16 protein-coding genes are annotated in these 14,748 nt (G+C 56.6%); 6 read left to right on the plus strand and 10 right to left on the minus strand.

All coding sequences use genetic code 11. The features are described 5' to 3' along the window. Positions 1–134: 134 nt before the first annotated feature. Entirely contained in the window at positions 135–752 is a 618-nt protein-coding gene (locus ALP40_RS03455; protein WP_122206887.1) for a TetR/AcrR family transcriptional regulator, read from the minus strand. 228 nt (positions 753–980) lie between these two features. Between ALP40_RS03455 and ALP40_RS03460 the strand changes: the two genes are divergently transcribed. Next, entirely contained in the window at positions 981–1,505 is a 525-nt protein-coding gene (locus ALP40_RS03460; RefSeq protein ID WP_122206888.1) for a DUF3237 domain-containing protein, read from the plus strand. 95 nt (positions 1,506–1,600) lie between these two features. Here the strand turns inward: ALP40_RS03460 and ALP40_RS03465 are convergent, their stop codons facing one another. The 3 genes from ALP40_RS03465 to ALP40_RS03475 form a co-directional block, all read right to left on the minus strand. Continuing rightward, positions 1,601–3,652 (minus strand): TonB-dependent siderophore receptor, encoded by a 2,052-nt coding sequence (locus ALP40_RS03465; RefSeq protein ID WP_258197788.1) that lies wholly within the window; start codon positions 3,650–3,652, stop codon positions 1,601–1,603. 161 nt (positions 3,653–3,813) lie between these two features. Beyond that, complete coding sequence (locus ALP40_RS03470; protein ID WP_122206890.1) at positions 3,814–4,254, minus strand: GNAT family acetyltransferase; 441 nt, start codon at positions 4,252–4,254, stop codon at positions 3,814–3,816. Positions 4,255–4,332: 78 nt separating this feature from the next. Then, complete coding sequence (locus ALP40_RS03475; protein ID WP_259640670.1) at positions 4,333–5,277, minus strand: alpha/beta hydrolase; 945 nt, start codon at positions 5,275–5,277, stop codon at positions 4,333–4,335. 484 nt (positions 5,278–5,761) lie between these two features. Between ALP40_RS03475 and ALP40_RS03480 the strand changes: the two genes are divergently transcribed. The 5 genes from ALP40_RS03480 to ALP40_RS03500 all read left to right on the plus strand — a co-directional run bounded on the left by ALP40_RS03480 (position 5,762) and on the right by ALP40_RS03500 (position 9,658). Continuing rightward, positions 5,762–6,244 carry a GNAT family N-acetyltransferase gene (locus ALP40_RS03480; RefSeq protein WP_122206891.1) on the plus strand — a complete coding sequence of 161 codons (483 nt, stop codon included), beginning with the start codon at positions 5,762–5,764 and terminating at the stop codon, positions 6,242–6,244. Between the two features lie 444 nt (positions 6,245–6,688). Then, positions 6,689–6,955 (plus strand): DUF1652 domain-containing protein, encoded by a 267-nt coding sequence (locus ALP40_RS03485; RefSeq protein ID WP_122206892.1) that lies wholly within the window; start codon positions 6,689–6,691, stop codon positions 6,953–6,955. A 699-nt stretch (positions 6,956–7,654) separates the two neighbouring features. Then, positions 7,655–9,052: a pyridine nucleotide-disulfide oxidoreductase gene (locus ALP40_RS03490; protein WP_122206893.1), complete on the plus strand. Its 1,398-nt coding sequence runs from the start codon at positions 7,655–7,657 to the stop codon at positions 9,050–9,052. 6 nt (positions 9,053–9,058) lie between these two features. Continuing rightward, positions 9,059–9,358, plus strand: a complete 300-nt coding sequence (locus ALP40_RS03495; protein WP_259640671.1) for a ketopantoate reductase family protein — start codon at positions 9,059–9,061, stop codon at positions 9,356–9,358. A 57-nt stretch (positions 9,359–9,415) separates the two neighbouring features. Continuing rightward, positions 9,416–9,658, plus strand: a complete 243-nt coding sequence (locus tag ALP40_RS03500) for a DUF465 domain-containing protein (protein WP_122206895.1) — start codon at positions 9,416–9,418, stop codon at positions 9,656–9,658. A 93-nt stretch (positions 9,659–9,751) separates the two neighbouring features. Here the strand turns inward: ALP40_RS03500 and ALP40_RS03505 are convergent, their stop codons facing one another. The 6 genes from ALP40_RS03505 to ALP40_RS03530 form a co-directional block, all read right to left on the minus strand. Continuing rightward, positions 9,752–10,627: a DUF3618 domain-containing protein gene (locus ALP40_RS03505; protein ID WP_122206896.1), complete on the minus strand. Its 876-nt coding sequence runs from the start codon at positions 10,625–10,627 to the stop codon at positions 9,752–9,754. Next, positions 10,624–11,043: a phage holin family protein gene (locus ALP40_RS03510; RefSeq protein ID WP_122206897.1), complete on the minus strand. Its 420-nt coding sequence runs from the start codon at positions 11,041–11,043 to the stop codon at positions 10,624–10,626. The genes ALP40_RS03505 and ALP40_RS03510 overlap by 4 nt, the downstream gene beginning before the upstream one ends. Next, entirely contained in the window at positions 11,043–11,774 is a 732-nt protein-coding gene (locus tag ALP40_RS03515; protein WP_147478291.1) for a hypothetical protein, read from the minus strand. The genes ALP40_RS03510 and ALP40_RS03515 overlap by 1 nt, the downstream gene beginning before the upstream one ends. 253 nt (positions 11,775–12,027) lie before the next feature. Continuing rightward, on the minus strand, positions 12,028–12,216 hold the full coding sequence (csrA, locus tag ALP40_RS03520) for a carbon storage regulator CsrA (protein WP_002554157.1): 189 nt from the start codon (positions 12,214–12,216) through the stop codon (positions 12,028–12,030). 556 nt (positions 12,217–12,772) lie between these two features. After that, positions 12,773–14,125, minus strand: a complete 1,353-nt coding sequence (locus ALP40_RS03525) for a GntP family permease (protein WP_122206899.1) — start codon at positions 14,123–14,125, stop codon at positions 12,773–12,775. 96 nt (positions 14,126–14,221) lie between these two features. Then, positions 14,222–14,710 (minus strand): gluconokinase, encoded by a 489-nt coding sequence (locus ALP40_RS03530; RefSeq protein ID WP_122206900.1) that lies wholly within the window; start codon positions 14,708–14,710, stop codon positions 14,222–14,224. Positions 14,711–14,748 lie beyond the last annotated feature (38 nt).

Below are 14,748 nucleotides of genomic sequence, written 5' to 3' on the forward strand. Positions count from 1 at the left end.
GATGATGCCTGCCATATAAACCGCGCCGGCCACCCGAATGAGTGCATGGCTGGAAATACGCGGTGGCTCGAAGGCAAGTCTTTGCAGAAGAAATACGGCCGATATGCCGGATTTAGCGACACAGTGTTGTGAACTCAGCGTTGACCCATGCCCGATAGAAAGGTGTCGACGGCTCGTTCAACCATCACATGAATCTGCGCGAAGCTCAGGGGCATCGGGCACTCCTGATAAAGCCGTATCTCGGTTTCTGCAGTCAACAACGAAGTGAGTTGAAGGGCCGCAATATCCGGATCGGCTGCGCGCAATTGCCCATTCTTCATGGCATGGGCCATCAGCGTAGAAACGGTCTGCATGCATTGGCGGGGGCCTGACTCGTAGAACATCATGCCAATGTCCGAACGGCCCGACTCGGCGACCACCATGCGATACACGGCCAGCGCGGTATTGTCATTGATCAGCACCGTCAGCATCCGCTCACCAAACCGTATGAGAACTGCACGCAGGTCCGGCACTTTATCGCTGTAAGCCGTCAGTTCCGACACCGCGTCGGCCAGGTGAGAGGTGGCGTGTCGGTTGACCACCGCGATAAAAAGCTCTTCTTTTGAAGGGAAGTAGCTGTAGATCGTTGCTTTGGAGCCGCCCATTCGTTTGGTGACTTCGTTCATCGACGTGCGCTCGTAGCCCATTTCGAGGAACACGCTTGCTGCCGCGTCGATGATGGCTTCACGGCGAGCTTCAGTACGCACCTTCATTTGAATCCTCAATCCTTCAGGGAAACTTCATTTGCATGCCTGACGCAAAATAACATAGACGGAAACTGAACCGTTCGGTACGATTTAATCCGTCTCCGTGGAGCTTACTGGAAACCAGGCTTCAAATAAACGCCGTTGCATCACCGCTGCGTCAGGCGGATGCTTCAGTTCTACCGTTGCTGACGCCTTACCATTGTGTTTTTACCGAACCTTGGAGTGAGCGGACCTATGAACATCATCGACTTCAAGAAGCCTCGCAACCCATCCGTTCGTGACGTTCAGGGCGGCAGGGCGCCCCTGTTGGAAAAAGTGCTGACCATCACCCTGAAGACCGATGCCCCCACGCTGATGGGCATTTGCAGCGATGGATTGCGCAGCAACAGTTCCATTCTTGGCGGTGAGTTTCAGGGAGAGAACATTCGGGGTTCGGTGCTGTCTGGCGGCAGTGATTTTTTCGTCGAACTGTCGAGCGAACTGGCCTTTTTCAATGCACGTTTCACCTTGCGAACCCGGCTGGGGGAATTGATTAACGTGGAGAGCTCGGGTGTCCTGATCATGGACGAAGTGGGTCAGGATGAATTACAGGGCGGCAACTGGCCCATTTCCGAAGGGCATTACCAGTGCACCTGCACGCCAAAGTTTCAGGTGTCACTGGGGCCCAACGACTGGTTGGAAAAGAGTGTATTCATCGGGACCATCGAATACCTGTTTTTCAACGAGAAGGTCATGAATATCTATCGCATCAGACACTGATCGTCGCCCATTCGGTCATTCCTGTGAGGGGTGTGGGCACGTCACGGGAATGATTCGATCAGGTTGCAGGCCAGCGTTTATCCGGCCCAACGGCGTTAGAACGTGACGCTGGCGCTCAGGCGTGCGGTGCGGGGCTCGCCCACGTTGACCTGTAGCTGACTGCCGGTGCTGGACGGGTAGTACTGTTTGTCGAACAGATTATCCACGTTCAATTGCAGGCGGGTCTTGTAACCAGCCATCGGTACATCCCAACGCAGAAAGGCGTCCGCCACGGTGTAACTGCTCATGTAGAACGAGTTGGCGTCGTCACCGGCGCGCTCGCCCACGTAACGTGCGCCGCCCCCTGCATGCCAATCCCCCATGCTCGACGGCACCTGCAAGTGATGCGTGAGGTAGAGGCTGGCCGTGTGTTCGGGCGCCTGGCTCAAGCGGTTGCCTTTGTTGCTCGGGTCATCCAGCACTTCAGTGTGGGTGTAGGCGTAGGTGCCGATCATGTCCCAGCGCTCGGCGATACGGCCCGTCACGTCCAGTTCCACGCCCCTGGAACCGACCTTGCCGGCCGCTTCGCTGACGCCCGTTACTCCGGTAGGGGTGACGACGTTTTTCTTCTCGATATCGAACATGGCCATGTTGAAGTCCAGGCCTGGGGCAAGGGCGTACTTGGCACCCACTTCGTAGCTGCGGCCTTCCTCGGGGTCGAAGGTCGTACCGTCATCGTTCACGTCTTCGTTGGGTACGAACGAGCGGCTGTAGTTGCCATACAACGACAGGTCTTCGTTGACCTTGAACACCAGCCCGGCCATTGGCAGGAAGACGTCATCATTCTTGTCCAGGTTCGTAACGCGATTGTTGCCCAGGCCTTGCGCGGTGTATTGATCGTAGTGCTGATAGCGACCGCCGAGTACCAGAATCCAGCGCTCGTTCAGGTGCCAGTTGTCCTTCACATAGAGCGAGGACGACGTCAGCTGACTACTCAAGTTGCTGGTGGTCGGACTCACCACGCTCGGTTCAGCCAGGCTGCCATAGACCGGGTTGAAAACGTTGAAGCCGTTCTGCGCGGTATTGCGGTACGTCTTGCCGCGAAACTTGTCGGAGTCTTCTTGTTCGGCACCGATCAACAGGTCGTGCTCCTGGCCCAGAAACTCCTGCTTGCCGATGAAATCCCAGCTGGCGTAGCGGGTTTCATAATCGTAATGCCCGCCATTGGCCTGACGGCGCAGTACCCCAGTGCTGGACAAGGTACTGGGTTGGGCGATGGAAAGGCTGTAGCGGTCGTTGTTCCAACCGTAAGTCAGGCGGGTTTTCCAGTCATCGCTGAGTTGGTATTCGAAGCGCGCGGTGGCCGTTTCGCTGATGCCCACGGTATTGGCCCATTTCTCGTCCAGACGCTTGTTGTAGCTGACGTCGGCAGGATGGCCGCCGCTGAACACGGTGCCACGGTCGAATGGGCTGAGGTAATCGTTGTATTCGTAGGCCAGCGTGAGGCTGGCGCGCTCACCGGTCCAAGACAGGGAGGGCGCAATCAGCGTGTGCTGGTCGATGCCGTAGTTGCGCCAGTAATCTTCGCTCTGGCGCTCGGCAACCAGGCGATAGGCCAAGCCGCTGTCGCCCAGCGGACCGGTGGTGTCCACGCCGAAACTGCCGCCGCCTTCACTGAACGCCGAACCGCTCAATGTCGTGCTCTGGACATACTGGGGCTGCTTGCTGATCACGTTGATCACACCGCCCGGTTCCATCGCGCCGTAAAGCAGTGAGGCCGGCCCCTTGAGCACTTCGACCCGGTCGGTGGTTGCGCTGAAGTTTTTCGACACCACCGAGCGCACGCCGTCTCGCAGGATCGAGCCATCATCGTTGGTCCCGAAGCCGCGTTTGACCAGCGAGTCCTTGGTATTGCCCAGCGTGTTGCCTTGGCTGACGCCACTGACGAACTTCATGGCGTCGTCCAGCGAGCGCACGTTGTAGTCGGCGATGGTCTGGGGTGTCACCACGTTGACTGACTGAGCTTCTTCCTTGAGCGGCACGTCACTTTTGCTGGCGGTACTGGTGCTTCTGGCGCTATAGCCTTCCTCGTTTTGAGTGGCGGCAGACACCTGGGTCGCGGGCAATGTGGCAGCCCCTGCGGCAAAAGCCGTACCGCTGGACAACATGGCCAGGGACAGTGCGGACAGCAGAAAGGGGCCGGGGCGGCGAGGGCGATGGAAGGTGCTCAAGAGAAATGCTCTGTCAGGACGTGAATAGCAATAATTGTAATTTGATATTAATTCTCATGTAAATGAGCGAATTGCCTCACGTCGTTTGTATCGTGTTCCTACTGTTTTTTATCGAGACCGGACAAGATCCGTTTGCCCAGGCTGATAATGGGTTCCTGAACGTACCCCAGCGTTTCATAGAACGCCTTTACGCCCTCGTTGCGTGTACGAACCTGCAGGTTGATCTTGATGCAGCCAAGCTTGATCAGTGCCTGTTCGGCGTGCCTTACCAGTAACGTTCCAACGCCTTGACCCCGGTGCTGCGGATCGACCGCAACCGAATACAGCCAGCCCCGATGACCGTCGTAACCGGCCATGAGGGTGCCGGTAATCCGGTCTTCCAGGACGGCGACGAAAAACAGTTCGTCCCCAACCGCCAGCTTCATGTCGATCGATAGATCCGGACGGTTGTGCGGGGCATCGTCGTCAAATACCGCCTGCCACAATTCGATGACTGCCAAGCGATGGTGTGAGTCCGCATAGTTGATCACGCGATGCATGGCGCAGCCTTGGAAGTGGGTGGCCTCAACGCTATCGCGTGATATTGCAGCTGTCTATCGCTGGAACGGTTGCCCTTATCAGCCTGCGTGTTGGCGCGCCTCGCCCTGTGCAGTGGCTTTGGGCAGCGAAGCCGGTGTTTTCAGAAGTGCTTGTATCGCCTTGCTATAAGCCTCCTGACCCAGACGCATGCTGTTGTTGTGGGTGCCCCCTGGCACCAGCAGCAGATGTTTCGGTTCTTTGGCGACCTTGAACAGCTCTTCACTGAAGCGGGCAGGCACATAACGATCGTCGGTGCCGTGCACAATGAGCACCGGCATGTGAACGTCGGCGATTTTGTCGATCGAGTCGAATTTCTGCGACAGCAACCAGCGCACCGGCAGCGACGTATTGGCGATGGCGGTAGCCACGTCTGCCAGGTTGGTGAACGTGGACTCGATGATCAGTCCCCGTGCCGCTACCGGGCCATCCTCGCTGTCGGCTTCACGGCCCAGTTCCGCAGCCAGATCCACTGCCACGGCTCCGCCCAGCGAGTGACCATAGATCACCCGTCGCTGTGGATCAGGTTGCAGCTGTTTGAGGCGCTCCCAGGCGATGCGTGCGTCTTCATAGACGGTTTTTTCGGAAGGCAACTGGCCCATGCTTTGACCAAAGCCGCGATAGTCGATGGCCAGGATCGAAAAGCCCAGCGCCCGGAGTTGCTCGATGCGGAACAGCTGACCGGTCAGGTTCCACCGCGAACCGTGCAGATACAGAACTGCTGGGGCGTCCTTGTCTGGCGCAGGCCACCACCAGCCGTGGATGTTCTGAGAGGTGCCGAAGCCGGGGGCCGTCAGTTCGAGCTCCTGCACATCGGAGGGCAAGCCGCTGTACCAACTGGCGGTGCCCGGTTCGATGCGAAATACCAGCTCGCGCTCTTTGTGTTCAAGCACCGCGCAGCCGACGGGCAGGCCCACGATGATCGCGATCATGCAGAGCCACCTGAAGGGACGTGCCTTGAAATGGTCGAACGACAAAGAGGGCATAAAATGCGTTCCGGTAAGCGACGTGGATTAAATGCCGTTTCCGCGCAGACGTTGCAAGCGTGGTCGGGAAACATCGGTTACAGGATATTGCGTACCGGTTCAGCACGGCGTGTTGTTGAGCGTTTGGCAGAACCGGCAGGGCGGGAGAATGCTGCCAATGAGTCGTTAAAGGCTATAAAAATCAATCGGTTATAACATTTTTAGCGATTTTCCGTGTTTGGCCGAGGAACAGTTCGGGCGTATTGAACCGCTCAGTGTCAGCAACTCTCACGTTTTCAGAGGCTTGCGCCAGGCAATGCAGGTAGGCTCGCCTAAGCTACGGTTTTAAGTCTGATTCGTTATTGAATTAGCCCTTTTTGATAGCCGGGGCTTATGCTGTGCTGGTCAGGGCGCTGTATTTCCGTCGTCTGGCGATGCCGGATGTGCAGTTTCTTAGCTAACCTGCTCTGCATGTTTTTCAATTTCTTCAAGAGGTTATCTCTCAATGTTTCTACATCGTCCCCTGGAAGAAAAAGACATCCCGATCATTTGTGAGCTGCCCCAGAATGCCGACGAGCTGTTTTACATGTTTCCTCGGGCCACGTACCCCCTCACACCTGCACAATTGGCCGACGCGCTGGAAACCCGCTATGACTCGATCGTGATCGAGATGGACGGCGAGGTGGTAGGCTATGCGAACTTCTCCCGGTGTGATTTTCGCGGCCGGTGCGCGCTGGGCAATGTGATAATCGCGCCCAAGGCCAGGTCCAAAGGTGTCGGCCGCTACATGATCAGTTGCATGATGGACATCGCCTTCGACAAACACGAAGCCACGGAGCTGATTGCCTCCTGTTACAACCATAATGTTCCGGGCCTGCTGTTCTACCCCCGCATGGATTTTCGTCCGTATGCGATAGAAGAGCGGCGTGACAAGCAGGGGGCTAGGGTGGCGGTCATTCATTTTCGTCTGCCTCGCTCGGTAGACTGACGCACTGCGCACTGGCCACGACGCAGATCAGGCGTCGTGGCCAGTGCTTCCTGTTTTATAAGAACATCCACTAAGTAAAGCAATGTGTCCGGAATCTGACTGTGAAGTGCAGTTTTGATGACCGTTCGTCGCTCCGTGGCTGTGCCTGAAAAAGCGCTTAGACTTTTTAATGATACAGATCATGCCTTTCGCCGCTTGAAGCCTTAAAGTGAATCGTTTTTTCAACCAGCGGTTACAAATAAATACATTTAAGCGGTGGGTAATTCACCTACGCTGTACATTGATCAGTCCGCAGCGTCAGGCGTATAAAGGACGTCAGGGATCAAGTAAGTGGCGACAATTAATTGGCAGGCAAGGGTATGCCTCGTTTCAATTAGTTAACTGTTAAAAGCGTTAGTAATCTGCCGGTGTCCGGCAGCGCTTACATCAATAAGGAGATAGCAAATGATCGCGAGTGGACTGTCTACGCTGGAGCTTCGCAGCATTGTCGAGGGTGCTTTTTTACCGTTACGTTGTACCTGCACGGTGGCACCGGATTATTCCATGACGGTGCAGGTCAATGACCCGTCTTCCGGACGCGTTGAATTATTGGTCACTGGTATTTCGTTGGGCAAGCTGAGAACCAGCCGTGATATCTCTCAGCTTGTGGCAGAGCTGCGTGACGAGCTGAACCATAGCGGCGTCACGCAAGTACACTACCGCACTGCCTGACGCCTGAACATGCCGCATCCGTTGAGTTGAACCCTTTTCTGTCCCGACCAACGCAGGCCGGGACATCCCTTTTTCAGGCAGGGCATTGGCGCAAGTGAATGCTCTGTCTTGCCATGTTCACGATTTAATAAAACGTCTTTAACGTGCCACCGCTGTCAATAGATAGGCGCTGGGTTTCTATGGGTTTAAATGCGTTCCATATAGAATCTAAAACCCGTTGAGTGGAGCATTATCCGTTCAGGCAGAACGTCCTGTTTACGGCGTGCGTTTTCCGACGTTTAAAATCAGCGGTTTGCAGGGGCAAGCGGTAACGTCCAAGAGGGCGCAAGCTGTTATTTGACACCTCGTCGTTTCTTTGCAACTATCAGTGCACGCTGTACACCCGGTTGCGTTACACCCCTCCTGATAAAACACTGCCGCTTGAAACCTCCGGTTTGAAGGTCTGGCGGTAGCATGGCGCATTGTGTTTCCCGTCAGGGTATTAACCCCTGTGACGGGTGCTTATTCTGGATGTAAAAAATTGAAGTAATAAATGAACGGCGCTTTCAAGTGCCGTCAGAACGCTGTGCGTGCGTTGTTTATTCTCGTGCCTTCTTTTTAACGTGTGCATGGACGCTGGTTCGTCGTGTTGGCCAGGTATTCGATCATCCAGCATTTCTGGAGTGCACCAACGTGTCGCTATGACGATGGAGCATCATTATGTTTGAAGAACCTTTGGAAACAGTCTGCGGGTGTGTCGTAGGCGGTGCGGGGCTTGCTGGAATGGGGTTTCTGTTCAACGCCTTGAAAAGTGGCACGCTGGCGGACATTGCAGCGAGCGGGCTGATTGTCATCGACGCCAGTGACCGGCCGGGGGCGGGTGTGCTGGGTCAGTACCGGATTACCGCCAATTCGGTGGGCGACGTCTTTATCGACTGCCTGCGTGACCCCGCACTGCGAGACATATTCGAACCTCTGGAATATTCGCCCGCCTATTGGCGTATCCGTGGCCAGGCCCACAGTGCTCCGCAGTTGTCGGATGTGGGGCAATTGATGGTGGAAGCGTCCCGATTGGTACTGGAGCACATGGCGCGGTATTACGGGGTGAAAGTCTGGCACAGCACGACCATCACCGATGTGATCAGCGAAGACGACGAGTTTTGTGTCAGGGTGGAGATCGAGGGCTGTGTCAGGCACGTACGCTGTCAGACGCTGGTACTCAATCTGGGTGGACGTCAGGACCCTCAACATCTGATCGACAGCTTCGCGCAGCAAGGCATTACGCTGTCCCCGGCAACCAATATCCAGAGTGCGGACCAATTGCTGCGAATGAACGCTGTGCAATTGCGTGAAGTGTTCGCCCTGGCGCTGGCCGGTGGCGGTCGTATCTGCGTCGTAGGTGGCTCACACAGTGCGTTTTCGATGCTGGAAAATCTGGCGGACGCCCTGGAGTTCGCAGGGCTTGAAGAGTTGACCCTGATTCATCGAACCCGAATCAGACTGTTTTATGAAAGCGCCGGGCATGCCGAGGCAGCGGGCTACGCGTTCGATTCGCAGCTGGATGTATGCCCGGTGTCGGGGCGCATCAATCGCTCCGGTGGCTTGCGTTATCGGGCGTTGGACATCGGTCGCGAAGCGTTGAAGAACGGTCGTATTGGCAAAACAGGCGTGCGCATTCAGATGTTACAGACCAAGGACGGTCCGGCCGGTGCGCTTGAAAAGGCGAAGCTCGCCTTGGCGCAGTCTTGCGTGGTGGTGCAATGCTCCGGGTATCAGCCACGATTGCCCACCCTGCGCTACAGCGATGGCAGCTTGATCACGCTGCGTGAAACCAAGGGTGGACTGGATTCGGACCAGGCAGGTTGCCCGTTGGATCAGAACGGACGACGACTCAAAGGGCTCTATCTATTTGGCTTGGGGGCCGGTCTGGGAGCCGATCCGCAGTTGGGCAGCGAACCCTCGTTTGACGGCAAGATCTACGGTGTCTGGCAATTTCACCATGATGCCAGTCGAGCGGTCATTCAGGCCGTCACCGCACGATTGCATCACAAGGCATCTGCATTCGATACTTCATGCCTGACCGGTTTCATGCAGTTGGAACCCCGTTTCCAGGCCTGATTGCAGGTGCCGGGCAATTCCCCGCCGCGAGGGGGCCGGGCAGCGCTTGAGGCCGCCAACTATCCGCTGTACGCGAAAGTAAGCCGTCGGTACTACGAGCTGCCGACTGCGAAAGCCTCGACGCTCACGGCATCCATGATGAGAGATATCGAACGGGGTGCACCCACCGAGGTCGAACAGATTCTGGGCGATATGCTGGTGAGGCGTAACGCTCTGGGTGTCGTTTCAGGTGATCTGTCCGTGCTGAAATTTGCCTGCACACATGTCAGGGCCTATGAAGCGCGCCGCGTTCGGGGTCCGCTGTGAGGTATCGATTCATCGCGGCTGCCCTTGCATTCAAGTAGTCATTTGGAGGTGCTACTCATGCCAGTCAAACACGATTTATTCGCGGACCTGAACTTGACCCGAGACGAGGTGGTCGAGCGCAGCCGAAAGGATGCCAGATTGCAGCAATTGCTCAGTGACTACGACAGTGCGGATGTTGAGGTTCTGGCTGCGGAAAAAGGACCGGCCGGCGGCATCGGCGATGATGAGCTGAGAAAACTCAAGGAAAAGCGCCTGCTGGTAAAAGACCGGATCGTGCAGCGTCTTTCCGAGATGCAGTGACGTCGCAGCGTTTGTTTGAGTTTTTAAGTTAATAAAAAACGGCCCCGCACAGGGGCCGTTTTCGTTGAGGGACATTTCAGAATACGGTGACGTTCAACCCAGTCCCGGCGAAGTCGGGCGTTCGGCCGCAGAAGCATCCCTCGTGCTGCCATCCTGCGCAGTGCCCTGCTGATTGCTGTAGCTGCCGGACGTCGAACCGGACGCCGTTGCAGACCCCAAACCTGTGCCTGACGCAGGCGATGCAGACGAAGAACCGCCGGCGCCTCGCAGTTTTCCCCGTGCCTGATCGACGATACGTTTCTCGGGTTCCGTCGCTGGCAACACTGCGCCTATCACAGCGCCTACGGCAATGCCCAATGCTGCAAGCGTCAGTGGCTGCTCATGAATCATCTGGCTGGCGCTGGACTTGATCCGCAGTTGTGTTTCCTGAAGTGACTGGCCCACATGATGAGCTGATCCGGAATTGCCGGAGAATGTATCGCCAACGCTGCCCGTCAGGTGCGTCGTCTTGTCTTTCACATGGCTGGCCTTGTCTTTCATGTGGGAAACGGTTTCCGCGACCCGTGCCTTGGCGCTGCCCAGGCTGTCGCCGACCGAGCCGGCTACGCTGCCGACCCGTTCACTGACACTGCCCAATACCGATGAGCCGGAAGACGAAGTCGAAGATGAATAGGGCGTGCGATTGCTGCCCATCATCATCCAGAGCACACCCACCGTGGTCAGCACAGCAGGCACCGGATTGGCCTTGACGTTATTGCCCAGATTGCCGAAGAACTCCCCGCCGTTGTCCTTGACGTAAGCCAGTGCCTGATCGACCAATTGGCCAGGCGACATTTTTTTTTCGAGCGCATCGACGATATTGCCAATGCTGGAGCGCTGCTGGTCGATTTCCCGCTCAAGGGTTTCCGGGCTTTTTTGGGACTCTTCTTCAAAATGTTCGGGTGTGTCGAAGCTGCTGTCGATGCTCATGAGACTTTCCTCTGAATGGCGTCCTTGTCTTTTTGCAGGGTGCTTGCGGTGCGCTCGGGAACCAGATTCGAAGGTTCCAGCTTCTTGTTGCCGGCCTGAACCATGAAGAAGCCGATGACCATCGCGGCGACACCGACAATCAATGCTGCCAGCCACGGATCCATCACGTAACTGAGCGCATATACGCCGGCCAACAGGACCATGATCAGCCCGCCGAGCATGATGATCGCGCCAATACCTACCGTCGTGGCACCTTGTTTAGTGGAACGAATGGATTCGCGAAATTCCGCTTTGACCAGCGCCATCTCCTTGGTGACGAGCGCTGGCACTTCATGGGCCAACTGGCGTATCAGACTCAGCACCGAGGTTTCGTTTTCGGGATTTGAACCCTGCCGAGTATTGGGTGGTGTACTCATTACACGCCTCCTTTGGGCAGACCGGAGCTTGAGCCATCTCTGGAAACGTCGCCGTCCAGATCATCGTTGAATTCGGTCATAGCCGGACTGTCAGGAATGCCGGTTCCGGGTCGCGCGCTGTGCAGAACGTCGTTGTCTTGGGGATGGGTCGCGACCATTTCTTCAGCAGCCAGCGCCGAAGGGCTGATGGGGTCATAGGGCGCTGAAGAGTCGACATCCGTCAGATCGCTTTGCGTCGATGTGTCCATAGACAAAGGTCCGGAGGCGCGGGTGCCGCTTGAAGTGTCGGTCGACGCACTGGACGCGGTAGAGGAGGTGGTCGCCTTTAACAGCCGCGACAAACCCAGCCCCAACGCTACGCTGGCACTGATGAACAGCGCCGGATTTTCCTTGGCCAGCCTGCGCGCATCCTGCAACAGCTGTTCGGCGTTTTTGTGCCGCAGGTTCTCTGCCAGGCGTGTCATGCTCTGCGCCACATCGGTGACGTAGCCAGAGATTCCCAATGTATCGCTGCCCTCCATCTGCCGGGCGGCAGACTCGGCGTTCTGCGCAAGGTTCTCTATCTGTTGCGCAGCGCTGTCGCGGTACTGTTCAAACTGTGCGCCTCCCTGTTGGGTGACGTTTTCTGCGTTGCCGTGGCTATCGTCGTGCAACCCTTGCAGGTGGTCTTGACCTGCGGTGCTGCTGGTATGGGCGTTGCCGCTCATGGAGGTTTCGTTGGTAGTCACCATTATCATTCACCGTTTCCGTCGCCAGATAAGAGAATGCTCGGCTCACTGCTTACTACGGGCTGGCATTGTTATGCGTACTTGCAAAGTGTCGACCGGTCATTTTTCGACGACGTTCCGAGCGGGTGACAAATGGTCGTATCGCGATAGGGCGGGTAAACGGCGGGCATAAAAAACGGCGTCTAGAGAGACGCCGTACGGCTGATGATCCGCCACAGGAGCAGATCAGCATGAATAAGGGGGGGGCGCGAGGGACTTATTGTGGGTCCTGGTTGGGAGCCAATTCCGCCTGGATACGTTTGTAGATTTCTTCGCGGTGTACAGACACATTTTTGGGTGCGTTGATGCCCAGACGGACTTGAAGCCCTTGAACGCCAAGAATTGTCACGGTGATTTCGTCACCGATATTTATGCTTTCGCCAACTTTGCGAGTGAGTATCAACATAATCTTTTCCTTGATGGCCTCTTGAAAACGCCTCTCTCAAGAGGCTGGCGTTTGCCTTTGCGTGGTGATTGTTGCCGAGTGCATCCAAATGCATCCGTCACTAAGACGTTGCGGTGGTGAATTTAATTCCCTCGGTTCATTTTCTTGTCATCGAGATTTGCATCTCCGATACGACGAGCGCGCCAATTCTGCCCGTTTTGGCCTGAAAATGCCCGTATTTACTGGCCTAACCTAAAAAGTAACGTGACGCGGTGCGCAAATCGGGTGTGCCATGACTGTGCTGGAGACGATCAAGCGCGCTGATTTCAGGTTGTTCCTAAGCGTAGGCATGACTTTAAGACATTGCCCGAGCTTTCTGAAAATTCAAATGAAAGAGATGTAATCATGCGTAGGAAACAGCGCGCAGACAGGTTCTCAAGTCAACATGATGGGCGTCATATCAGGTTGTCGGCCGCGGGGGCAAAGGCTTGAATGGCTAAAAAGGGAGGTGACTGCAAGAGGGGAGTGCACCTTCGCGGGTCTGGTCACCCGCGAAGGTGTTGAGGAATGTTGACGCTTACAGCGCCATCGACAGCAGCATGATGAAAATCAGGCCCACCACCGACAGGATCGTTTCCATCACGGTCCAGGTTTTGAAGGTTTCGGCAACGGTCATATTGAAGTACTGCTTCACCAGCCAGAAACCTGCATCGTTGACGTGCGACAGAATCAGCGAGCCGGCGCCAGTGGCCAGCACCAGCAATTCACGGTTCACGCCTGGAATCAGACCCACCACTGGAGCCACGATGCCTGCGCCCGTGATGGTCGCAACGGTCGCTGAACCGGTTGCGACACGAATGACCGCCGCCACCAGCCAGGCGAGCATGATCGGGTTGATCTGCGCCTGCACCGCCATATGGCCAATCACGTCACCTACGCCGCTGGCGACCAGCATCTGCTTGAAGCCACCGCCCGCGCCCACGATCAGCACGATGGCCGCGACCGGAGCCAGGCTTTGATCCAGGAGTTTCATGATTTTGGAACGATCGAAGCCACGCGCCGCGCCGAAGGTGTAGAACGCCAGCAGCAACGCCGCAAGCAGCGCGGTGATCGGGTGACCGATCAGGTCCATCCAGATGCGGAACAGGTTGCCTTCCGGCAACGCAACGTCAGCGAAGGTCTTGAGCAGCATCAGAAAGACCGGCAGCAGAATCGTCACCAGGGTAATGCCGAAGCCAGGCAAGTTCTCGGTGCTCGATTCCTTGGCGATCTGATCCATCAATTCCTGCGAGGGGGTGCCTGGAATGTATTTGGAAATCCACTTGCCGTAGATCGGGCCTGCAATGATGGCGGTCGGCAGCGCAACGATCAGACCGTAAAAAATGGTCTTGCCGATGTCCGCGTTAAAAATACCGATCGCCAACAACGGACCCGGGTGCGGCGGAACCAGGCCGTGTACAGCCGACAGGCCAGCCAGCAGTGGGATACCGATCTTCACGATCGACACGCCGGTGCGACGCGCTACGATGAATACCAGCGGAATCAGTAGCACGAAGCCAATCTCGAAGAACAGCGGGATGCCCACCAGAAAGGCCGAGAACATCATGGCCCAGTGGACTTTCTGCTTGCCGAACGTACGGATCAGCGTCTGTGCGATCTGGTCCGCACCGCCCGAATCGGCCATCAATTTGCCGAGCATGGTGCCCAGGCCAAGAATGATACCGACGAAACCCAGTACGCCGCCGAAGCCGTCCTGGAAGGATTTCATGACTTTTTCCACCGGCATCCCGGAGGTCAGCCCGAGGAAGCCGGCCGCCAGGGTCAGCGCGATGAAAGGGTGAACCTTGAACTGGGTGATCAGCAGCACAAGGCCGACAATGGTCACTAACGCATCGACGAGCAGGAACGTCTCATGGGTCATACCGAACATGGGTGTCTCTCCGGTTATTATTCTAAGGTGCTGCTACCAGCGCCATCCTTACTGAGTGTGTGAAAGACAGCGCTGTCTTTTGCACTCACTCCTTTATCAGGCGTGGGAGTCTTTCCACCAGGCTGCCGCTTGCGTACCAATCTCTTCGATCGATTGAGTCGCATCGACCACCAGCGTCAGCGGTTCGCCGTACGGTGCTTCAAGCGTTGCAAACTGGCTGTCTACCAGACTGGCAGGCATGAAATGGCCCGGACGGTGTGAGCAGCGTTCGGCAGCGAGTTCTTTGGTGAGTTCCAGAAAAACGAAGCCCAGCCCCGGAACGGCGTCGCGCAGGCGCTGGCGGTAGATCAGCTTGAGGGCAGAGCAGGTCAGCACAGGGTGCTCGCCTCGGGCGAGGGCGGCGGCGAGTTCTTCACCCAGGCGGGTGAGCCAGCCGGCACGGTCCTGATCGTTGAGCGGGGTTCCTGCGCTCATCTTTTCGATGTTGGCGGGCGGGTGGAAGGCATCACCTTCGATCAGACGACCTCCGCTCTTGAGTGCGATTTCGGCACCCACAGCGCTCTTGCCGCAGCCCGAAACACCCATCACTACAAGGGAAGAAATAGCAGTAGTCGCAGTTGTCA

Source organism: Pseudomonas viridiflava (assembly GCF_003702045.1).
GTDB classification, from domain to species: Bacteria; Pseudomonadota; Gammaproteobacteria; order Pseudomonadales; family Pseudomonadaceae; genus Aquipseudomonas; species Aquipseudomonas viridiflava_C.